Annotated in this window: 17 protein-coding genes; 8 read left to right on the forward strand and 9 right to left on the reverse strand. The window is 66.9% G+C overall.

What is annotated here, in order from left to right:
* Positions 1–175 precede the first annotated feature (175 nt).
* Positions 176–1,171: an oxidoreductase gene (locus tag ACIBK2_RS26520; RefSeq protein WP_396970847.1), complete on the forward strand. Its 996-nt coding sequence runs from the start codon at positions 176–178 to the stop codon at positions 1,169–1,171.
* 72 nt (positions 1,172–1,243) lie between these two features.
* Here ACIBK2_RS26520 and ACIBK2_RS26525 read toward each other — a convergent pair whose 3' ends face one another.
* A complete protein-coding gene (locus ACIBK2_RS26525; protein WP_396970849.1) occupies positions 1,244–2,752 on the reverse strand; it encodes an MFS transporter in 1,509 nt (502 codons plus the stop codon).
* A 125-nt stretch (positions 2,753–2,877) separates the two neighbouring features.
* On the opposite strand from ACIBK2_RS26525, the gene ACIBK2_RS26530 reads away from it, so the two are divergent.
* Positions 2,878–3,594 (forward strand): TetR/AcrR family transcriptional regulator C-terminal domain-containing protein, encoded by a 717-nt coding sequence (locus tag ACIBK2_RS26530; RefSeq protein ID WP_396970850.1) that lies wholly within the window; start codon positions 2,878–2,880, stop codon positions 3,592–3,594.
* A gap of 18 nt (positions 3,595–3,612) precedes the next feature.
* Here the strand turns inward: ACIBK2_RS26530 and ACIBK2_RS26535 are convergent, their stop codons facing one another.
* On the reverse strand, positions 3,613–4,560 hold the full coding sequence (locus tag ACIBK2_RS26535) for a DNA-3-methyladenine glycosylase family protein (RefSeq protein ID WP_396970852.1): 948 nt from the start codon (positions 4,558–4,560) through the stop codon (positions 3,613–3,615).
* A 363-nt stretch (positions 4,561–4,923) separates the two neighbouring features.
* Positions 4,924–7,764: an FAD-binding and (Fe-S)-binding domain-containing protein gene (locus tag ACIBK2_RS26540; RefSeq protein ID WP_396970854.1), complete on the reverse strand. Its 2,841-nt coding sequence runs from the start codon at positions 7,762–7,764 to the stop codon at positions 4,924–4,926.
* Between the two features lie 142 nt (positions 7,765–7,906).
* On the opposite strand from ACIBK2_RS26540, the gene ACIBK2_RS26545 reads away from it, so the two are divergent.
* Positions 7,907–9,787, forward strand: a complete 1,881-nt coding sequence (locus ACIBK2_RS26545) for an ABC transporter ATP-binding protein (RefSeq protein WP_396970855.1) — start codon at positions 7,907–7,909, stop codon at positions 9,785–9,787.
* Between the two features lie 142 nt (positions 9,788–9,929).
* The gene (locus tag ACIBK2_RS26550; protein ID WP_396970857.1) at positions 9,930–11,138 is read left to right on the forward strand and encodes an NAD(P)/FAD-dependent oxidoreductase; all 1,209 of its coding nucleotides are present in this window, start codon (positions 9,930–9,932) and stop codon (positions 11,136–11,138) included.
* A gap of 112 nt (positions 11,139–11,250) precedes the next feature.
* On the opposite strand, the gene ACIBK2_RS26555 is transcribed toward ACIBK2_RS26550, so the two are convergent.
* From ACIBK2_RS26555 to ACIBK2_RS26565, 3 genes are all read right to left on the reverse strand, one after another.
* Positions 11,251–12,744 (reverse strand): alpha/beta fold hydrolase, encoded by a 1,494-nt coding sequence (locus ACIBK2_RS26555; RefSeq protein ID WP_396970858.1) that lies wholly within the window; start codon positions 12,742–12,744, stop codon positions 11,251–11,253.
* A gap of 101 nt (positions 12,745–12,845) precedes the next feature.
* Positions 12,846–13,052 (reverse strand): hypothetical protein, encoded by a 207-nt coding sequence (locus ACIBK2_RS26560; RefSeq protein WP_357380194.1) that lies wholly within the window; start codon positions 13,050–13,052, stop codon positions 12,846–12,848.
* On the reverse strand, positions 13,052–13,372 hold the full coding sequence (locus ACIBK2_RS26565; protein ID WP_396970859.1) for a hypothetical protein: 321 nt from the start codon (positions 13,370–13,372) through the stop codon (positions 13,052–13,054). The genes ACIBK2_RS26560 and ACIBK2_RS26565 overlap by 1 nt, the downstream gene beginning before the upstream one ends.
* 357 nt (positions 13,373–13,729) lie before the next feature.
* Between ACIBK2_RS26565 and ACIBK2_RS26570 the strand changes: the two genes are divergently transcribed.
* The 3 genes from ACIBK2_RS26570 (at position 13,730) to ACIBK2_RS26580 (ending at position 15,356) form a co-directional block, all read left to right on the forward strand.
* The gene (locus ACIBK2_RS26570) at positions 13,730–14,629 is read left to right on the forward strand and encodes a helix-turn-helix domain-containing protein (RefSeq protein WP_396970861.1); all 900 of its coding nucleotides are present in this window, start codon (positions 13,730–13,732) and stop codon (positions 14,627–14,629) included.
* Positions 14,630–14,729: 100 nt separating this feature from the next.
* The gene (locus ACIBK2_RS26575) at positions 14,730–14,957 is read left to right on the forward strand and encodes a DUF397 domain-containing protein (RefSeq protein ID WP_396970863.1); all 228 of its coding nucleotides are present in this window, start codon (positions 14,730–14,732) and stop codon (positions 14,955–14,957) included.
* A 261-nt stretch (positions 14,958–15,218) separates the two neighbouring features.
* The gene (locus ACIBK2_RS26580; RefSeq protein ID WP_396970865.1) at positions 15,219–15,356 is read left to right on the forward strand and encodes a hypothetical protein; all 138 of its coding nucleotides are present in this window, start codon (positions 15,219–15,221) and stop codon (positions 15,354–15,356) included.
* Positions 15,357–15,404: 48 nt separating this feature from the next.
* On the opposite strand, the gene ACIBK2_RS26585 is transcribed toward ACIBK2_RS26580, so the two are convergent.
* The 3 genes from ACIBK2_RS26585 to ACIBK2_RS26595 are packed head-to-tail and all read right to left on the reverse strand — an operon-like array spanning position 15,405 to position 18,955.
* Positions 15,405–16,151: a succinate dehydrogenase/fumarate reductase iron-sulfur subunit gene (locus ACIBK2_RS26585; RefSeq protein ID WP_396970867.1), complete on the reverse strand. Its 747-nt coding sequence runs from the start codon at positions 16,149–16,151 to the stop codon at positions 15,405–15,407.
* 2 nt (positions 16,152–16,153) lie between these two features.
* Complete coding sequence (locus ACIBK2_RS26590) at positions 16,154–18,094, reverse strand: fumarate reductase/succinate dehydrogenase flavoprotein subunit (RefSeq protein WP_396970868.1); 1,941 nt, start codon at positions 18,092–18,094, stop codon at positions 16,154–16,156.
* Positions 18,095–18,124: 30 nt separating this feature from the next.
* Entirely contained in the window at positions 18,125–18,955 is an 831-nt protein-coding gene (locus ACIBK2_RS26595) for a hypothetical protein (RefSeq protein ID WP_396970870.1), read from the reverse strand.
* A gap of 389 nt (positions 18,956–19,344) precedes the next feature.
* Here ACIBK2_RS26595 and ACIBK2_RS26600 point away from each other — a divergent pair, with 389 nt between their 5' ends.
* Positions 19,345–20,568: an acetyl-CoA C-acyltransferase gene (locus ACIBK2_RS26600; RefSeq protein ID WP_396970872.1), complete on the forward strand. Its 1,224-nt coding sequence runs from the start codon at positions 19,345–19,347 to the stop codon at positions 20,566–20,568.
* Positions 20,569–20,587 lie beyond the last annotated feature (19 nt).

Below are 20,587 nucleotides of genomic sequence, written 5' to 3' on the forward strand. Positions count from 1 at the left end.
GGTCAACGCCTTCGCGATCACCTTCGCTGACCGCTGGCCCAACGCCCAAACCTACTGAGAGAAACCGCCGGAAACACCGTTAGCGAGATAGTCCCCCCGGAGTAGACCGGGCCGCGTCGATACGCGGACCGTGGGAGCTGCGCGGGTGGGGGCGGACGATCGTATGCTCGTCGGCATGGAGTTCTGGGCGATGGTGGCGCATGAATCGGATAGCGGGATCGTGCTGACCAAGCAGGAGGTCGGGGAGGAATTCCTCGGGGCTGGTGAGGTCACGATCAAGGTGCACTTCTCCAGCGCTAACTACAAGGACGGGTTGGCGATCACGCCGGGGGGTGGGGTGGTGCGCAAGTATCCGATCATTCCCGGCATCGACATCACCGGCGAGGTGGTCTCGTCGGAGGACGACGACTTCGCCCCGGGCGACCTGGTGGTGGCGCACGGCTACGACATCGGGGTCTCGCAGAACGGCGGGTTCGCCGAGTACGCCAGGGTGCCTGCCGACTGGGTGGTGAGACTGGACGGCTTGAGCCCCAGGGACGCCGCCGCACTCGGCACGGCGGGCTTCACCGCGGGACTGAGCGTGCAGTCGCTGCTGGACCGCGGCATCACCCCGGAGACGGGCTCGGTGCTGGTCACCGGCGCGACCGGCGGCGTCGGCAGCGTGAGCATCGACATCCTGTCCGGGCTCGGCTTCGAGATCATCGCCTCGACCGGCAAGGCCGACGCGGGCGATCTGCTCAGCGAGCTCGGCGCCAACGAGATCATCGGCCGCCTGCCCGAGGATCCCGACGCCAAGCCGCGCCCGCTGAACAAGGCCTGCTGGGCCGCCGCGGTGGACAGCGTCGGCGGCAAGTCGCTGGCCTACATCCTCAGCGCCATCGGCTACGGCGGCGCGGTCGCGACCAGCGGCCTGACCGGCGGCTCCGGCCTGCCGACCACCGTGCTGCCGTTCATCCTGCGCGGCGTCGCGCTGCTCGGTATCGATTCGGTGTTCGTCCCGATCGAGAAGCGTCGCGAGCTGTGGACCCGCCTCGCCAACGAGCTGCGCCCGCAACATCTTTCATCGCTCACCCAGTTCGCGTCGATCACCGACGCGGCCGAGGTCCTGCATTCGATCCAGCACGGCACCCACACCGGGCGCACCGTCTTCAACGTCCTCGGCGAATTCTGAACGGACAGTAGGAAATAGACAGCGAAAGACCGGTTCGATCATCGAGCCGGTCTTTCGCTGTATTCGGTTGTCCTACTGGACGAGTACTTCTTCGAGCACCTCCGCCGGGGCGGTCTTGTTGTTGCGCATGACGAACAGGGCGACAATCGCCCCGGCCAGGATTCCGACACCCCCGGCGATAAAGCTGACCGACATGGCGGTGGTGAATGCTTCCCGCGCAGTGCCGAGAAGCTCGCTGTCGCCGGTCCGGGCGGCCAGCGCCAGCGCGTCGCCGATCGAATGCCGGGCCAGCTCCGGGGTCGATTCCGGCATGCTGCTGGTGAACGTGCTGGACAGGATGCTGCCGAGCACCGCGATGCCGAGGGCGGCCCCCGCCTGCTGAATGGTGTCGTTCAGCGCGGACCCGACACCGGCCTGCTCCGGCGGCACGGCACCCATCAGCGCGGCGATGGCCGCAGGCTGCGCGAGGCCCGCACCGGCACCGAGCACCACCAGTGCAATGGACAGCACGCCAAATCCGCTGTTCGCGGACAGGCCGGCCAGCAGGCCGAGCCCGACGGTCGAGACGAGCATGCCGGTGACGGCCAGCGTGCGGTTGCCGACCTTGCTGCCCAGACCGGCACCGAGCACGTTGAACACGATAGAGGCAGCCATCATCGGGATGAAGGCGAGCCCGGCCTTCGTCGGCGAGTAGCCGAGCACGAACTGCAGGTACTGGGTAAGCACCAGCAGCAGACCACCATTGGCGACCTGCACCAGCGTCAGCGACAGACTGCCACCGGCGAAGTCACGGTTGCGGAACAGGTCCAGCGGCACCATCGGATGCTCGACGCGCTTCTCCCACACGATGAACGCACTCAGGCTCACCACGGCGATGGCCAGCGTGACCAGTGTGGACGCGTGATCGAAACCGCCCTTGGGGAATTCGATGATGGTCCAGACCAGCGCGACCATCCCGACCATGGACAGCACCGCACCGGGCACGTCCGGCTTGGTCCACGGCCCCTTGGATTCCGGCATCAGCACCAGCGCGGCGATGATGGCGACCGCCGCGACCGGGATGTTGATCAAAAACGCCGCGCCCCACCAGAAGTGCGCGATGAGTACGCCACCGAGCACCGGACCGCCGACCAGGCCGAGCACCGAGGCGGCACTCCAGAAGCTCATCGCCTTCCGCCGTTCCTCGTCGTCGAACACGGTGATCAGGATCGACAGCGTGCTCGGCAGCACCAGCGCGCCACCGATGCCCATCACGGTGCGCGCCACGATCATCTCGATCGGGCTGGCGGCCAGCGTGGCCCCGAGCGAGGCAACGCCGAACAGGACGAGCCCGATCAGCATCACCCGCCGCCTGCCGAACCGGTCGGCGAGGCTGCCCGAGGTGAGCAGCAGGCCCGCGAAAACGAGGATGTAGGAGTCCAGGATCCACTGGATGTCCTGGGCGCTCGCGTGTAGATCCTCGGCCAGCGCGGGCACCGCGACGGCCAGTACGAAATTGTCGATGACCAGGACCAGCGTGCTGAGGCACAGCACGACCATAATCCACCAGCGTCTCGGATTGCGGGTCTCGATCGCGTCCATCGGAAACTCTCTCTCACGGTGTTGCGTACGTCGTTCTCTTGTTGCGAACATCGTACGCAGGATCTTAGTACGTTCGCAAGTGCGAACATTGTGCGCTAAGCTGGTGGTAACCGAAGGGAGTCGACGTGGCCGTCGAAAAACAGCAGGTCGGATCGGTGTGGACGCGCCCGCGCAAAGGCAGGGAACAGCCCGCGCTGACCAGGGAGCAGATCGTGGCCGAGGCCGTCGTCCTGCTGGATGCCGAGGGGATGGAAGCGCTCACCATGCGCCAGCTCGGTGCCCGGCTGAACGCAGGCGCGACGTCGCTCTACCGGCACGTCGCCAACCGCGACGAGCTGATCGAACTGGTCGTCGATGAGGTCTACGGCGAGATCCGGGTGCCCGAGATCGCCGACCCGGCGGCCTGGCGTGCAGCCACCGAGGATTGCGCGGAAAGCCTGCGCTCGATGATCCTGCGGCACCCGTGGATGGCCTCGACCCTCGGTCAGGTCGGGTTGTCCTACCTCGGCCCGAACGTCATGCGGCTCAACGACAGCCTGGTCGGACTGTTCGAAGCGGGCGGATTTCCAGCGGCCGAGACCGGCGATGCCATCAGTGTCGTCATGAGCTACGTCGTCGGGATGGGCATCAGCGAGGCCGCCTGGCTGGCCCTACTCGCCCGGTCTGGGCAAACGGAGCGGGAGTTCGTCGCCGAGTTGCGCCCTGCCGCCGAGGAGGCCGCCAAGGACTACCCCAGGTTTCAGCAGGAAGACTGGGACGCCGACCCGGTCGAGCGGCGGGACCGGAAGTTCCGCTACGGCCTGGATCGCATACTGGACGGGCTCGACGCTCGCCGGGATTGAGCCGAAACGCGGAACTGCTCAGTGCCAGGTGTGATCGGTGAGCGGCGTGCGCGGACCGAACTTCGGCTTGTGCGCCTGCCCGCTGACCTCCAGCAGCCGCACCGCCCGATAGCGGTGCGGCCGAAGCGGTTCCAGGTATTCGACCATCGTGTCGTCATCGATCGGGTGGCCGAGCAGGGTCCAGCCGACGATGGCCGCGAGATGGAAATCGCCGACCGACAACGCATCCGCATCGCCGAACGCGCGCTGCGCGGTCTCGGCGGCAGTCCACACGCCGATCCCCGCGATCGTCCGTAGCCTGCGGGCGGCCTCGGCCGGGTCGACGCCGGCGGCTCGCTCCAATGAGCTGGCCACCCTGGCGACCCGCACGATCGTCTGCGCTCGCTGCGGACCGACATTGGCCCGATGGAACGCCCAGGACGGAACCCGTCGCCAGGTATCGGCGTCGGGCGGCAATCGCAGGCCCTCCGGCGCCGGGCCGGGTGCGGGATCACCGAACTGCCGCACCAACTTTCGCCACGAGCCGCGGGCTGAGATGGTGTGCACCTTCTGCTCCAGCACCGCGGGAATCAGCGCCTCGAGCACCAGGCCGGTGCGCAGCATTCGCAGACCGGGGAAGCGCCGATGCGCCTCGACAATCTTGGGGTGGTCGGGGACGAAACCGTCCATGTCCTCGTCCAGGCACAGCATGTGGTCGAGTCCGTCGAGAAATTCCTCCGCACCCGGACCCCAGGCGTGGCCCTGCACCGAGGATGGTCCTGACTGCGTCAATCGGTAGGTGACCGGGCCCGACGACATGCGTGAGGCGTGCCAGTGCGCACCGTCGGCGGTCGTCTGGTGGCACGGATCGCCGGTGCCGCGACGCAGCGGCGCGATGGTGCACGCCAGGTCGATCGGGTGGTCGGACGTCACGGTCCTGGCCAGACCGGTTGGCTCACCTACCGGCTCGACCATCGCGTTACGCATCGGACCATTCTGCCCGATGACGCGGCCCGGAATGCGCGCCCGTCCGCGCCCGGTCGAGAAACTATTCGCGCGCAACACAATTCGCCGCTATCCGATGCCGAATATGCATCATCGCAGGTACCCGGTATTTTGTAACGCTAAGAATGAACGTGGCGATATTGGTTTCGATCGGCAAACAGCTGGCAGTCGCCACATGGAGGTATCGAATGATCACCAACTTGCTCAACTGGTTGCTCGCCGCCTGGGGCGGCGTTTCCGCAGGCAGTTCGGGTTATCAGATTCCGCCGGGCAGCCTGCCGTTCGGCAGCTGACCGGTCGCGCGCACTCGCCGCGGCCGGCACATCCGGCGAGGGCGCGAAATTCTCACCGCTCCAACAGGAGTTGGGCCAGGTGGCGGCTTCGGCGGCCGGCCAATTGCGCGGCCTGGGTGCGGCAGGAGAAGCCGTCCGCGAGGAAAGTCGACTCGTTGTCGGCGGTCCGCAGCGCTGGGAGCAGGCCGTTCTCGGCTACCGCGACCGAAATGTCGTAATGGTCCCGTTGCATTCCGAAGTTTCCCGCGAGACCGCAACAGCCGGTGATTTCAGTCACATGGATTCCCATTGTGGCTAATAGCTGGCGATCGGTCTCGAATCCGAGAATCGCATGGTGATGACAATGCGGCTGAACCAGCACGGTTCGGCCCGGCCATTGCGGCGGTTGCCAGTCCGGTTGTTCGGTCAGGAACTCGGCGAGCGTGCGCACCGCGCGTGCGGTGGCCGCCGCGCGTGGGTCCTCCGGTAGCAGTTCGGGCAGATCCGACCGCAGCACCGCGGTGCAGGACGGTTCCAGCCCGACCACGATGCCGCCGCTGCGCACATGCTCATCCAGCGCGTCCAGCGTGGCGCGCAGCCGCGCGCGGGCACCGTCCAGTTGCCCGGTGCTGATCCAGGTGAGCCCGCAGCACACGCGTCGCGCGGGAATGCGCACCCGGTAACCGAGTGACTGCACCAATTGCGCTGCCGCCAGGGCTATCTCGGGATCGAAGGCGTCGGTGAAGGTATCGACCCACAGCATGACTGCGGGCCGATCCGTATCGGCTTCCGGTGTGGCGGTAGGACTCTCGGCCGCATCGAGTTCGTCCGCCGATACTGCGGGCGGGACAACTCCGCCGAGGTCACGCCACATGCGGCGAAAACTGCGTTCCGCCAGTCGCGGTACCTCTCGGCGCGGGTCAATGCCCGCCGCGCGCAATCCGATCCGGCGCAGCATCGAGTTGTCCGCCAGCGCATTGGCGGCACGCGGCATCCGGGTCGCCACCGCCAGCCAGCGCGGCAGCCAGCCGAGCGAGTAGTGATCGAGCGGCCGCGGACGGCGCCGGTATCGGCGGTACAGCGCCTCGGCTTTATAGGTGGCCACGTCGACGCCCGCCGGGCAGTCGGAGCGGCATGCCTTGCAGGACAGGCACAGATCGAGCGATTCGGCGACCGCCTCGGACGACCACGGCAGCGCGCCGCGGACCACCTCCTGCAATACCCTGGACCGGCCGCGGGTGCTGTCCTTCTCGTCCTTGGTGGCCAGGTAGGACGGGCACATGAAACCACCGGTCGCGCGCGTGTCGGCGCGGCACTTGCCGACTCCGACGCAGCGATGCACCGCCGTACTCAGATCGCCGTGATCGTGCGGGAAGGCGAAGCCGCCCGAGGCGGGTACCAGTGGCAGCCCGACCAGTCGCAGGTCGGCGTCGATCGGTCGGGGCGCGACGAGCACTCCGGGGTTCAACACATCGGCGGGATCGAAAAGGGTCTTGAATCCGGCGAATACGTCGAGCACCTTGCGGGAGTACATGACTGAGAGCAACTCCGAGCGAGCACGACCGTCGCCGTGCTCACCGGACAGCGAACCGCCGTGCCGCACAACCAGTTCGGCGGCGTCGAACAGGAACCGCCGAAAGCGTTGCGGCGCATCGGCGATCGGCAGGTCGAGTCGCACGTGGATACAGCCGTCACCGATGTGCCCGTACAGCAATCCATCCACACCGTGCTCGTGCGTCAGGTCGGCGAAGTCACGCAGGTAATCGCCCAGCCGCTCCGGCGGCACCGCCGCGTCCTCCCAGCCCGGCCAGGCAGGCTGCCCGTCCGGCGTGCGACCGGCCAGGCCCGCACCGTCCGCGCGAATATGCCAGAGTGCCGCTGCCGCAACGGGATCGGTGACGATGCGGGAGTCCAGCGCGTCGACCGACCCGCGCAGTTGCTCGGCGATGGCCAATGCCTCGGCGGGTGTGTCGCCCGCGGTCTCCACGAACAGCCATCCGCCGCCGCGCGGCAGGTCGGGCACGGTGCCGCGATGGGCCCGGACCGTATCGACGAGCCGCGCGTCGATGCCCTCGACCGCGGTGGGCTTGCACGCCATCACCGCGGCGACATTGTCCGCGGCGGTGGCGATATCGGGGTAGCCGAGCACCGTCAGCACCGCGGCCTTCGGCAGCGCGACCAGCTCGACCGTCGCATCGAGCAGCAGCCCGCAGGTGCCCTCGGATCCGACGAACGCCTTCGCCACCGCCGAACCACGTTCGGGCAGTAGATGTTCGAGCCCGTAGCCGGAGGCTTGACGTTCGAAGCGACCGAGTTCGGTGCGCAGCACCGCGAGATGCGCGCCGGTGAACTCGGCCAGCCCCGGCAGCACCGACAGCTCGTTCGCGAGCGTCCGCTCGACGCCCGTCCCGTCGAGAATCCGCAGCTCCCGCACCGTATCCGAGGTGCGTCCCCAGGCGACCGCGCGTGGGCCGCAGGCATTGTTGCCGATCATGCCGCCGAGGGTGCACCGGTTCTGCGTGGACGGATCCGGCCCGAACCGCAACTCGTGCGGCCGCGCCGCGCGCTGCAATTCGGACAGCACGACACCGGGCTGCACCCTGGCGATCCGTGCCTGCGGATCGACCTCCAGGATCCGATTCATATGCCTGCTGAAATCCAGCACCAGGCCGGGGCCGATGGCATTGCCCGCCACCGAGGTGCCGCCGCCGCGCGCGGTGACCGACAGTCCGTGCTCCGTGGCGACCGCCAGCGCGACGGCCACGTCCTCGTCCGTGCGGGGAAAGACAACGGCCCGCGACGGTACGCGATAATTGGAGGCGTCCGACGAATACTCCGCCCGCCGGCGGTCGGAGGCGTCGACCTCACCGTCGAGCCTGCCGTCCAGCACCTCCACCACCCGGTCCTTGGTCACCTGGCCAGCCTAAGCGCGGGTACGGAAATTTCGCTGAGCGCGGAATCGGAACCTGGCGGAAACGACTTGCTCTCAACCTTTGTTGAGGTCTTAGTGTCAGTGCCGAGGGCTTTGATGGGTGGGGAGCGAGAGGGAGAAAAACGTGAGCATCGAATCGGTGGCTTGGAGCCAGATGTACCGGCGGGCCAACGCGCCGCAGGAGCAGCGGCAGTTCAGCCTGGCCACCGCGCGGCGCATTCTCCGCTTCGCCGCGCCACATCGGCGCCGGATCGGCGTGTTCCTGCTGTTCAGCGTCGTCTCGGCGCTGCTCGCGGTGGCCACCCCGGTGCTGGCGGGCCGGGTGGTCAACAACATCATCGGTGGTTCGGCGCCGCGAGTGGTGGTCGATCTCGCGCTGATCATCGCCGTCCTTGCCGTCTTCGACGCCGTGCTCGGGTTGGGCATCCGCTGGCTGTCCTCGCGCATCGGTGAGGGCCTGATCCTGGATCTGCGCACCGCCGTCTTCGATCACGTGCAGAAGATGCCGATCGCGTTCTTCACCAGGACTCGCACCGGCGCACTGGTCAGCCGGTTGAACAACGACGTGATCGGCGCCCAGCGCGCGTTCAGCGACACCCTGTCCGGCGTAGTCGCCAACCTGGTGACGCTCGCGCTCACCCTCGGCGTGATGCTCAGCATCTCCTGGCAGATCACCCTGATCGCACTGGTCCTGCTGCCGGTGTTCGTGCTGCCCGCCCGGCGCATGGGCAACCGCCTCGCCGACATGCAGCGCGAGGCCGCCAAGTTGAACGCCGCCATGAGCACCCAGATGACCGAGCGGTTCTCCGCACCCGGTGCGACGCTGGTGAAGCTCTTCGGCCGCCCGCAGCAGGAATCCGGCGAGTTCGAGGTGCGCGCCCGCCGGGTGCGCGACATCGGCGTGCGGACCTCGATGCTGCAGACTATTTTCGTCACCTCGCTCACCCTGGTGTCGGCGCTGGCGGTCGCCCTGGTCTACGGGCTCGGCGGCTGGTACGCGCTGCGCGGACAGTTGGACGCCGGTGCCGTGGTGGCCCTGTCGTTGCTGCTGACCAGGCTCTACACGCCACTGACCGCATTGGCCAGCGCCCGGATGGAGGTCATGGCCGCGCTGGTGAGCTTCGAGCGGGTCTTCGAGGTGCTCGACTTGAAGCCGCTGATCGAGGACGCGCCCGACGCCGTGCGGGTGCCGGACGGCCCGGTCGCCGTCGAGCTGGACAACGTGACCTTCGGCTACCCATCCGCCGACAAGGTGTCGCTGGCCTCGCTGGAGGACGTCGCGACCCTGGACACCCGCGGCGGCGTCGACGTGTTGCACAGCGTGTCGCTGCGCGCCGAGCCCGGCCAGCTCATCGCGCTGGTCGGTTCGTCGGGTGCCGGTAAATCCACTGTCGCCCAGCTGGTTTCCCGGCTGTACGACGTGGACGGCGGCGCGGTCCGGCTGAACGGCACCGACGTGCGCGACCTGACCACCGAGTCGATCAGGGAGACGGTCGGCCTGGTCACCCAGGACGGGCACCTGTTCCACGACACCATCCGGGCCAACCTGCTGCTCGCCCGCCCGGAGGCGCAGGAATCGGAACTGTGGGACGCGTTGCAGCGGGCCCGGTTACGCGACCTGGTCGACTCGCTGTCGGACGGCCTGGACACCGTGGTCGGCGAGCGCGGCTACCGCCTCTCCGGCGGCGAGCGCCAGCGTCTCACCATCGCCCGCCTGCTGCTCAAGCAGCCGCGCGTGGTGATCCTGGACGAAGCAACCGCCTCGCTCGACTCCACCTCGGAAGCCGCGGTGCAGGAAGCACTCTCGGAGGCCCTGGAAGGACGGACCGCACTGGTGATCGCGCACCGCCTGTCCACCATCCGCGCGGCCGACCAGATCCTGGTGATGGAGGACGGTCGAATCATCGAGCGCGGCACGCACACTGAGCTCTTGGCGGAAGAGGGCCGCTACGCCGAGCTGTACCGCACCCAGTTCGCCGACGAACCGGCGACGGCAGCCGCCTGACCAATCGAAGTCATAAAACTGTTCGGCACCACCGATTCCGACACACCGATATGCAAGATATCGAGGTGCGGCATCCACTGAGTAGCCCCGCGTATGTTCTTTCTGCGGTCGAAGAAAGCGCGCGACGAGCGAAAGGACGGTAATGGCGGTCCAGCAGCCGAAAACGGCCGATGTGGTGATTATCGGCGGCGGCATTGTCGGCGTATCGACCGCCTTGCAATTGGCGAAACGGGGCATCCGTGACGTTGTCGTGGTCGAACGGGAACAGCTGGGTGCGGGCGCGACCGGGAAATCGGGTGCCCTCATTCGCTGCCACTACGCGAATGTCCCGGAGGCCCGCCTCGCCTACGAGAGCCTGCGCGTCTTCCGTTCCTGGGACGACGAAGTCGGTGCAGGCTCGCCCGACTTCGACCCGGTCGGCTTCCTGCGCCTGGTGGCACCGAGGGACGAACCCCAGCTGCGCGCGAATGTCGCGGCGCAGCAGGCGATCGGCATCGAAACGAGCATCGTCACCGCCGACAACCTGCGCGCGATCGAACCGCTGATCCGCACCGCTGATCTGACGGTCGCCGCGTTCGAGCCCGGTTCGGGTGTCGCCGATCCCAACGGCGCGCTCTACGGTTTCGCCGAGGCCGCAAGGGAACTCGGCGTGACGATCCTGACCGAGACACCCGCGACGGAGATCGTGACGCGCGGCGACCGCGTCACCGGCGTCGTCACGTCGGCGGGACCGATCTCGACGGGGACCGCCGTGCTCGCCGCCGGTGCGTGGTCCGATCAACTGCTGCGCCCACTCGGTCTCGACTTCGGCCTGGTCCCGGTGCGCACCCAGGTGGTGATCTTCCGCTGGCCCGCCGCCGTCGACCACGAACGCAAGCATCGGGTCATCGTCGACTCGGCCCGTGGCTCCTGGTTCCGGCCCGAGCCGGGCGCCGCGACCCTGGTCGGCGTCGGATCGGCGGCCCGCCCGACCAATCCGGACGAGGTCGACGAAACCATCGACGCGCCGGCGATCGCCCGCGCCAGAGCTGCGATGGCGCACCGCTTCCCGGGCTTCGCCGCCGCGACAATGCGCGGTGGTTGGGCCGGTACCTATATGCGCAGCCCGGACGGCCATCCCATCATCGATCAGGTGCCCACCGTGCCCGGTCTCTGGGTGATGACCGGCGACAGCGGCACCTCCTTCAAAACCGCGCCCGCGATCGGCATCTGCCTGGCGGAATGGATCACCGATGGCGCCCCGAAGCTGGTCGATCTCGCACCGTTCCGGTCAACCCGATTCGCCGACGGCCAGCTATGGATCGACGACAATCCGTACACCGATCCCGTCGATCTGACTGTTTTGCATTGACCGCCAGGACAACTCGCTAAGGAATTACCCTCGCGGTGGAATAGTCCGATATCCCGCGACGAAATATCAGAATGGACCGCTGTTCGTCGAATTGCTATACAGACGCTGTCCGCTACTGACTCGCTTGATCCGCATAGCAAGTCGTGTCCTCCGCAGGCAACGTCCCCGCACCGAAGTACGTATTGATTGCCTCGTTCACACAGGCACTGAGCCCAGGCCGAAATGTCATGTGAATCCGCACATCCTGCAACGTGACCAGCCGCGACCCGGACATGTCCTGATGCAGCCGAACCGCATGGCCGTACGGAGTCCGCGGATCGCCGGTCGAATTCAGGATGAGCGCGGGCACCGCATTGCGCACCACGGTGGCCGGTTCGACCGGCCCAGCCCAGAACGCGCACGGCTGAATGTTGCTCGCCAACGCCCCGAACACCGGCTGCGTCGCCCGGGTCTCCTCGATGTTGCGCCAGTACCAGCCCGGATCCCGCGGCGCCCCAACGTCTCCGCAGGCGATCTGCGCCAACGTGGAATCCTCGCCGTCCCGCAACGACTCGACAATCGCTTTGAGCCACGGCGTACGCGCCTTTGTCGGCGGGCCGCCCACGGCATCGGCGATCTCCCGCACCACAGCGGCCAGCTTCTCGTTCAGCCGGAAGTTCATCAGCATCCCGTGCAGCAGGAACGGCAACCAGTGATCGTCGACCGCGAAGCCGTCGAAGACGACCGGTTGCCGCGCCACGCTACGCACCAGCCCCTCCACCGTGGCCCGCACCTGCTGCGGCGTCGCGCCGAGACGGTAGGTGTCGTCCTTCGTCGCGGCCCAGGTCGCCCAGTCGTCCAGGGCGCGCTCGTTCGCCGGACCCCAATCCTGCACGAGCCCTTCCCAATACCGATCCGGATCGATCGCGCTGTCCAGCACGATCCGCCCGCTGCGCTCGGGGAACATCTGCGTGAACACCGCACCGAGGTAGGTGCCGTAGGACAGCCCGAAGTAGTCGATCGTCTGCTCGCCGAGCACGCCGCGCACGACGTCCATGTCCCTGGCGGTATTGCGAGTGGTGAACTGCCGCATCATCTCCGGGTCATGGATCAGGCAACCCGCGGCCATCCCGACCGACTGCACGGTGTCGTGCACGAACCCGAGCGGATCCAGACCCGCCGAGCGGATCATCTCGCCCACCGGCCAGCCGCACCGCGGACTCCGCCCCGACTCCCCGACGCCGCGCGGATCCATCCCGATCAGGTCGTGCGTCGCCGTGACGTCCGGCGTCAGCACATCGCCGAGCAGGTCGATACTGTCCAGTCCTTCGCCGCCGGGCCCGCCGGGGTTGGCCAGCAGAATCCCTTGGCGCCGAGCCGGATCGGTGGCCTTGACCCGGGAGATCGCCACGGTCATGGTCCGGCCGTCCAGCCGACCGTAATCGAGCGGCACCTGTACGTCCGCACACTCGCCGTCGGCTTTGTCCAGATTCGAGATCCCGCAGGGATGCCACTGCAGCTGCTGGCCATAGAACCGTTCCATGCCGACGGGCCGCGTGTCACCGCCTGGCACCGCATTGCTGTACACCGGCACCGCGGCCAGCACCGACACCGCAACCACTGCCACCGACCGCCGGAGTACCCGAACCAACACCACACTCGCCTCTCACACAAACCTTGTCGCGCAGAGAACGGTAGTGGATCGGCCCTGTTTCGGTCAGGTGTACCTCAGGACGGCAGCGCCCGCTCGTCGAGCACGCATCGGCCCGCCTCGACCAGCGTCGCCCGTGCCCGCCGCCGCACCCGGCACCGGTCCACCGTGCAATCGAGGTGCAACTGCATGGCCGCATGAGCCTGGTCGATATTCAGCACGCCCGGATCGGTGCCGCAGGCCAGCATGGCCGCCACGTGCATATTCAGATTGGTGAGTTGCATCAGGCGACTCCCGCCGGATGCGCACCGACGCTCCAGCGAGGTCGGGCCGGGTGCGGACGTTCCTCCGGCCACGAGGATTGCCGTACCGCCATGCCGACCGCCTCCAGCGCGGTCAGCCCGACCTCGTCGGCGAGCTCGCCGACCAGGTCGAGCAGCGCGGGCACCACCTCGGCGACCCGCAGCGCGGCCACGGCTTGCGCACACGTCAGGGTGCGGCCGGGCAGGTAGGACACCACCCAGCTCCCGTGTCCGACGCTGCGCGCGCGATGCGCGGTGAGATCGCTGGTCATCAAGGACGACGCAATGACATGTACAGCCATGACTCCTCGTTCCTGCGGGCGACTCGTGCTCCAGTGCCCGGAAGTGTCGAGGCGGCGACGCCGAGGATGGCGTTCGATCCGTCCGGGCATACTTCCAGCACACCATTGCCGGGTGTACGAAACAACGCCCGCGATGGATATCCAAAGATTTCGCGCGAATTCCCAGCACGAAAACCAGCCGGGAGGGGAGGATTCTCCATAGTGGACGAAAGAGCCCGCTGCCCAAGCGAAGTGACGGGGAACCGAGCTTGCTGGTTGCCCCCGGAAAATCACGGGTGAGCAGCCGAACACAGAACGGAGCGTGCTGTGTCAGCGAGTTCGGCAAGAGCGTCAACGAGTTCGGAGCGACTGCCCGGGTTGGACAAACCGACCGGTATCGAGGGCGCCTCCTCCACCCTACCGCGCAGGCAGCTCGGCCGGTATCTGCGCGACTGGCGCACCCAGGCCGGCCTCACCATCGCCGAGGCCTCGCGGCTGATGGAGTGGGGCGCAAGCACTTTGCAGCGCCTGGAGAAGGGGCAGGCCGATCGGATCCGCACCATCGACATCCAGGAACTGTGCCGCATCTACGGCATCAACGAGGACCTGGCCGACGGCCTCAAGGGCCTGGCCCAGCAGGCCGCGGTCAAGAGCTGGTGGCACGCCTACGGCGACCTGATCCCCGAAAACTTCGATGTCTATGTGGGTTTGGAGGCATCGGCCCAGCAACTGAGTTCCTACCAATCGGAACTGGTGCTCGGTCTGCTGCAGACGGCGGACTACGCCAGGACCCTGCATCGTCTCGGCTATCCGAACGATTCCGAGTCCGAATTGGAGCGGCGCGTCCAGCTGCGGTTGCAGCGACAGGCGTTGATCACCAGACGGGCCGCCCCCGCGAAGGTTGCCGTGGTGTTGCACGAATCGGTGCTGCGCCGCGTGGTCGGTGGCGTGAAAGTGATGGCGGCACAGCTACGACACCTCGCGGATTTGAGCACCAGCGACAATGTCTCGGTGCGCATTCTGCCGTTCACGGCGGGCATTCCGCTCGGGGATCCCACCGGCCCGTTCACCGTGCTGGAGTTCGGTACCGACGGCAAGGGGCAGCCGGTCGAGCCGCCGGTGGTGTACGTGGAGGGTTTCACCGGAGATCTGTATCTGGAAAGACCGGTAGATGTGCAGCGGTACCATCGGGCACACCAGAGCCTGCAGCACGCCGCGCTGGATATCCAGACCAGCCGGCAGCTGCTCCGGCAGGTGGCCAAAGAGTTCGCGGTGTGAGTTATCGATCTAATTGGGGCGCAATAGTTTACGTGCACAGCCGAGTGCGGCGTGGAGGTTCCTCCGCGCCGCACCCGGCTCCAACGAAGGAGCTTTTGTCGTGAGCATCAATAATGGCGCGAATGTCGACCTCGCCGGCGCGACGTGGCGTAAAGCAGGCGAGGGCGAAGGCAAGGACAGTGTGGAGGTGGCCCTGCTCGCGGACGGTCACGTCGGCCTCCGCGACGGCAAGAACCCGGACGGCCCGGCGTTGGTCTTCACCCCGGCCGAGTGGGCCGCGTTCACCGCGGGCGTGCACGACGGCGAGTTCGACCGTCCGACTAGCTGACCACGGCCCGGCGCGTCGGGCCGTTCGCTCTTGCCAACCGGACAACTGATCTCGAACGCACATGGGTAACTCGCCGGGGACCGGCTAACTCCCCCGCAGTGCTGCCGCCGGTCGCCAACGCAAGCCGCCCCGCGCCTGAGTCCGGCCTGAATACTCGGAGAGGCGGATTAGCTTGGATAACAATCGGGTAGACCACTCTTTGTGGACCGTGGGCTCAAAGGCTCCCACTCCCGGTACAAGAAATTGCGACCTGGTGATTGGGTGGAATGGCTGATCGTCGCGTTGCTGTTTGCCGTGACGACGATCGGGCTGTTCATCCTCACCGGCTCGCTGGTGTCGTCACTGGTCATCGGCGTGCTCGTCGGAGTTGTCGCCGTCGGCGTAGTGGCGATGTTGTAAATAGCGCAATCTCCGGCCGAGGGGAATTCCCGGCCGGAGATCACGTCGTCAGCGACGAAACAGCTTGTTGCCCAGCCACACCAGCGGGTCGTACTTATGATCCGCCACGCGCTCCTTCATCGGGATCAACGCATTGTCGGTGATCTTGATGTGCTCGGGGCAGACCTCGGTGCAGCATTTGGTGATATTGCACAGCCCGAGCCCCTGCTCGTCCTGCGCCAGGTCGCGCCGGTCGCCGACATCGAGCGGGTGCATCTCGAGCTCAGCGATCCGCATCAGGAACCGCGGCCCGGCGAACGAGGTCTTGTTCTCCTCGTGGTCGCGCACCACGTGACAGGTGTTCTGGCACAGGAAGCATTCGATGCACTTGCGGAACTCCTGCGAGCGCTCCACATCGATCTGCTTCATCCGGTAGTCACCCGGCTTGAGATCCGCGGGCGGCGTGAACGACGGGATCTCCCTGGCCTTCTGGTAATTGAAGGACACGTCGGTGACCAGGTCCTTGATCACCGGGAAGGTGCGCATCGGGGTCACCGTGATCACCTCGGCCTCGGTGAAGGTGGACATCCGGGTCATGCACAGCAGGCGCGGCCGCCCGTTCACCTCGGCCGAGCAGGAACCGCACTTGCCCGCCTTGCAGTTCCAGCGCACCGCCAGATCGGGCGCCTGGGTGGCCTGCAGCCGGTGGATGATGTCGAGCACCACCTCGCCCTCGTTCACCGACACGGTGAAGTCGTGCAGCTCACCGCCGTCGAGGTCGCCGCGCCACACGCGGAATTTGGCGTCGTAACCCATCGCTACGCCTTTCCCTCTGTCGATTGCCCGGCCGCCGCCGGATGCCCGGCGGTTTCGCCCGGGGTGTAGTACTTCTCCAGCTCGCTCAGGTCGAACAGGGCGAGCAGCTCCGCCCGCATCGGGGTCTGATCCTTGGGCGTCACAGTGACATCGGGGATCGTCTCGCCCGCCGTGCTCGGATCCACCGAGCAGACCAGCAGCTTGTTGCGCCAGCCGGGATCCATCGCCGGATGATCGTCGCGGGTGTGCCCGCCGCGGCTCTCGGTGCGCAGCAACGCCGCCTTCGCGACGCACTCGCTGACCAGCAGCATGTTCTCCAGATCCAGCGCGAGGTGCCAGCCGGGGTTGAACTGCCGGTGACCCTCGACGGTGACCTGCTTGAACCGGGCGCGCAGCTGGTCCAGCTTGGTCAGCGCCTCCTGCACCTCGTGTTCCTTGCGGATGATGCCGACCAGGTCGTTCATCGTCTGCTGCAGGTCGGTGTGCAGGGTGTACGGGTTCTCGCCCGCGCCATCGGCAGGCGGATCGAACGGTGCGAGCGCGACTTTCGCGGCCGCGGTGATGTCGGCGTCGGTGATCGTCGGCCGCTCGCCGAGCTGCTCGACGTAAGCGGCGGCACCGAGCCCGGCCCGGCGGCCGAACACCAGCAGGTCCGACAGCGAGTTGCCGCCGAGCCGGTTGGAGCCGTGCATGCCGCCGGAACACTCACCGGCGGCGAACAAACCGGGCACCGTCGCCGCCCCGGTATCGGGATCGACCTCGACACCGCCCATCACGTAGTGACAGGTCGGCCCAACCTCCATCGGCTCCGCCGTAATGTCCACGTCCGCAAGCTCTTTGAACTGGTGGTGCATGGACGGCAGCCGGCGCTTGATCTCGTCGGCGGGCATCCGCGAGGCGATATCGAGGAAGACGCCGCCGTGCGGCGTGCCGCGACCGGCCTTGACCTCCTCGTTGATCGCGCGCGCCACCTCGTCACGCGGCAGCAGATCGGGGGTGCGGCGCGCGGAGTCGTTGTCGCGCAACCACTGATCGGCCTCCTCCTCGGTCTCGGCGTACTGCCCCTTGAAGACCGGCGGGATGTAGTCGAACATGAACCGCTTGCCGTCGGTGTTCTTCAGGACGCCGCCGTCGCCGCGCACGCCCTCGGTGACCAGGATGCCCTTGACGCTGGGCGGCCAGACCATGCCGGTCGGGTGGAACTGCAGGAACTCCATGTTGATCAGCGTCGCCCCGGCCCGCAGCGCGAGCGCGTGGCCGTCGCCGGTGTACTCCCACGAATTAGAGGTCACCTTGTACGACTTGCCGATGCCGCCGGTCGCCAAAACCACTGCGGGCGTTTCGAACAGGATGAAGCGGCCGGATTCGCGCCAGTAGCCGAACGCGCCGGAAATCCGGTCGCCGTCCTTCAGCAGTTCGGTGATGGTGCATTCGGAGAAGACCTTGATGCGCGACTCGTAGTCGCCGGTCGCCGCGAAATCCTCCTGCTGCAGCGAGACGATCTTCTGCTGCATGGTGCGGATGATTTCCAGGCCGGTGCGGTCACCGACGTGCGCGAGCCGCGGATAGGTGTGGCCGCCGAAGTTGCGCTGGCTGATCCGGCCGTCGGCGGTCCGATCGAACAGTGCCCCATAGGTTTCCAGCTCCCACACCCGGTCGGGTGCCTCCTGGGCATGCAGTTCGGCCATGCGCCAGTTGTTCAGGAACTTGCCGCCACGCATCGTGTCCTTGAAATGCGTTTGCCAGTTGTCCTTTTCGTTGGCATTGCCCATCGACGCGGCGCAGCCGCCTTCGGCCATCACGGTGTGCGCCTTGCCGAACAAGGATTTGCACACCACCGCGACGGAGTGGCCGTGTTCTCTGGCCTCGATCACCGCGCGCAATCCTGCGCCACCGGCCCCGATGACGACGACGTCGTACTTGTGCCGTTCTACTTCTGGCATGGCCGCGAATACTCCTGGGGTTGGGACGGATCAGTTGATGAACCGCAAGTCCGAAATCGTCTTGCTGGCAACCAACATGACGTAGAAGTCGGTCAGCACGAGGGTGCCGAGGGTGGTCCAGGCCAGCGCCATGTGCCGGGTGTTCAGTTTGGAGACCTGGGTCCAGAACCAGTAGCGCACCGGATGGGCGGAGAAGTGCTTGAGCCGCCCGCCCGCGATGTGCCTGCAGGAATGGCAGGACAGCGTGTACGCCCACAGCAGGATCACGTTGAGCCACAGCACGAAGTTGCCGAGGCCGAGCCCGAAGCCGCCGTCCTTGCCGTGGAACGCGGCGATCGCGTCGTAGGTGTTGATCAGCGAAACCACAATGGCCACATAGAAGAAGTAGCGGTGCGCGTTCTGGATGATCAGCGGCAGCCTGGTCTCGCCGGTGTACTTGGCGTGCGGCTCGGCGACCGCGCAGGCAGGCGGGGAGAACCACACGGCCCGGTAGTAGGCCTTGCGGTAGTAGTAGCAGGTCAGCCGGAAGCCGAGCAGGAACGGCAGCACCACGAAGCCGAGCGGAATGATCGTGGGCAGATCGCCGAACGGCGTGCCGAAGTGGCTGGCGCCCTCGACGCACGAGGTGCTCAGGCACGGCGAGTAGAACGGCGTCAGGTAGTGGTAGTCCGGAACCCAATATGCCGTTCGCACATAGGATCTGATCGTCGCGTAGATAACGAACGCGCCGAGTCCGAGCACGGTGACCAGTGGTGGGACCCACCATCGGTCGGTGCGCAGCGTGCGTTCGGAGATTCGGGCCCTGGTCTTGCTGAAGACACCGTTCCCCGTTTCCGGAGTGGTGGTCGAAGCGGCACTCACTGGTGGATGCCTCGCTGATCTGCAGTGCGGGTGGTCATCGATACCTCCGCAAATCGAATGTGATGCCCAGCACCATACGACACCCCCGCTATCGCTCGAGCAGGGTCCCGGGATACCGGACCCAGCCGGATGCCCGTGATTTGCGCCACATTGGATGTCACTTCAACGGCCGAGGTCGAGTGGTGAACGGACCGCTAACTCTTCGAACTCGACTAAAACAGAACAGCATTCGTGGACAGCCCGACTAAACGAAACCGGAAGTCGAAATAGCGACGCGCCGGTTGTCACACGGAGGCAACATAATTGTGGTCCTCTTTCCTCGAGATGTACCCGCTGACGTGCGCTGATGTCCACGTCGCGCCGGACTTGGCCGGGGGAAGGAGCCCAAGATGAGAAGAGCCGCGATCGTTGCGCCGGTGCGTACGCCGAGTGGGATCGAGGGGGGTGCGCTGTCCGGAATGCCGCCGGAATGGATGGCTTCGACGGTGCTGTCGGCGGTGATCGAACGCTCAGGGATCGACCCGATGCGGATCGAGGACGTCGCCATGGCGTGTATCGACGGGGGTCTGGCTACCGGGCCGGAGTTGAGCAGGCTTGCCGCGCGCGGCGCGGGTCTGCCCTTCGCCGTTCCCGGGTTTCTGACCGATCGACGCTGCGGCAGCGGCCTGCAGGCGGTGATCACCGCGGCCATGATGGTGCAGACCGGCGCGGCCGATGTCGTGGTGGCAGGCGGCGTCGAGTGCGCCGCCGATGCCGCTGCCTGCCATGGGGAATCGGCGACCACGTCCGATCTGATGAACGCGGAGGACCTGGCGCGCTACTACGGCATCAGCCGGATCGAGGCCGACGAGTTCGCGGTGGCCAGTCATCGCAAGGCCGCGCGCGCCTGGCGGCAGGGCAACTTCGCCGCCGAGGTGATCCCGGTCGGGGTGGTGGATGAGCCGGGTTGGGCCGACCCGGGCCTCGAAGGCACTGGGGGACACCGCATTCTGCGTGATGAAGGTTTACGCGACGACGTCTCCACCTACACCCTGGCCGCGCTGCGCCCGCTGCTCGCGAACGGCGTGGTCACCGCGGGCAATATGAGCGCCCACCGGCATGGCGCGTCGGCCTGCCTGGTCGTCGCGGAGGACCGCCTGGTGGATCTCGGCTTGACGCCGATGGCGTATCTGGTCGGCTGGGCCGCGGCCGGATGTGATTCGGAGACCGCCACTCTCGGCGCGGCACCGGCCGTCGCCAAGCTGCTCGGCCGGACCGGGGTCACCCTCGACGATATCGATCTGGTCGAGGTGAACGAGGGTTTCGCGGTGGAAGTGCTTGCGCTGGCCCGGGAATGGGATTTTGATCCGCGCGACCGGCTCAACGTGAACGGTTCGGCCATCGCCCTCGGGCATCCGGTCGGCGCCACCGGCCTGCGGATCATGACCACGATGCTGCACGAATTGTCCCGCACCGGCGGCAATTACGGCCTGGAGGCGATCGCCCTCGGCCACGACCACGGCATCGCCGCACTATTCGAATCGGCCGGGGCCGACCCGGTGGTCGAGACGCCGCGCGGCGCCCGCTTCCACGGGGCCCGCCCGGCCCGCCGCTTCGGGCGGCATCGCGCCTGACCGTGTGCGAACAGCACTT

This window comes from Nocardia sp. NPDC050175, from assembly GCF_044459885.1.
Classification (GTDB): Bacteria; Actinomycetota; Actinomycetes; order Mycobacteriales; family Mycobacteriaceae; genus Nocardia.

What these genes read in the sequence shown, in the direction of transcription:
- ACIBK2_RS26565 (WP_396970859.1), bottom strand. Translation starts at nt 13,372, where the DNA reads ATGGCTGTACATGTCATTGCGTCGTCCTTGATGACCAGCGATCTCACC.
- ACIBK2_RS26585 (WP_396970867.1), bottom strand. Translation starts at nt 16,151, where the DNA reads ATGGGTTACGACGCCAAATTCCGCGTGTGGCGCGGCGACCTCGACGGC.
- ACIBK2_RS26535 (WP_396970852.1), bottom strand. Translation starts at nt 4,560, where the DNA reads ATGCGTAACGCGATGGTCGAGCCGGTAGGTGAGCCAACCGGTCTGGCC.
- ACIBK2_RS26520 (WP_396970847.1), top strand. Translation starts at nt 176, where the DNA reads ATGGAGTTCTGGGCGATGGTGGCGCATGAATCGGATAGCGGGATCGTG.
- ACIBK2_RS26550 (WP_396970857.1), top strand. Translation starts at nt 9,930, where the DNA reads ATGGCGGTCCAGCAGCCGAAAACGGCCGATGTGGTGATTATCGGCGGC.
- ACIBK2_RS26590 (WP_396970868.1), bottom strand. Translation starts at nt 18,094, where the DNA reads ATGCCAGAAGTAGAACGGCACAAGTACGACGTCGTCGTCATCGGGGCC.
- ACIBK2_RS26560 (WP_357380194.1), bottom strand. Translation starts at nt 13,052, where the DNA reads ATGCAACTCACCAATCTGAATATGCACGTGGCGGCCATGCTGGCCTGC.
- ACIBK2_RS26600 (WP_396970872.1), top strand. Translation starts at nt 19,345, where the DNA reads ATGAGAAGAGCCGCGATCGTTGCGCCGGTGCGTACGCCGAGTGGGATC.
- ACIBK2_RS26525 (WP_396970849.1), bottom strand. Translation starts at nt 2,752, where the DNA reads ATGGACGCGATCGAGACCCGCAATCCGAGACGCTGGTGGATTATGGTC.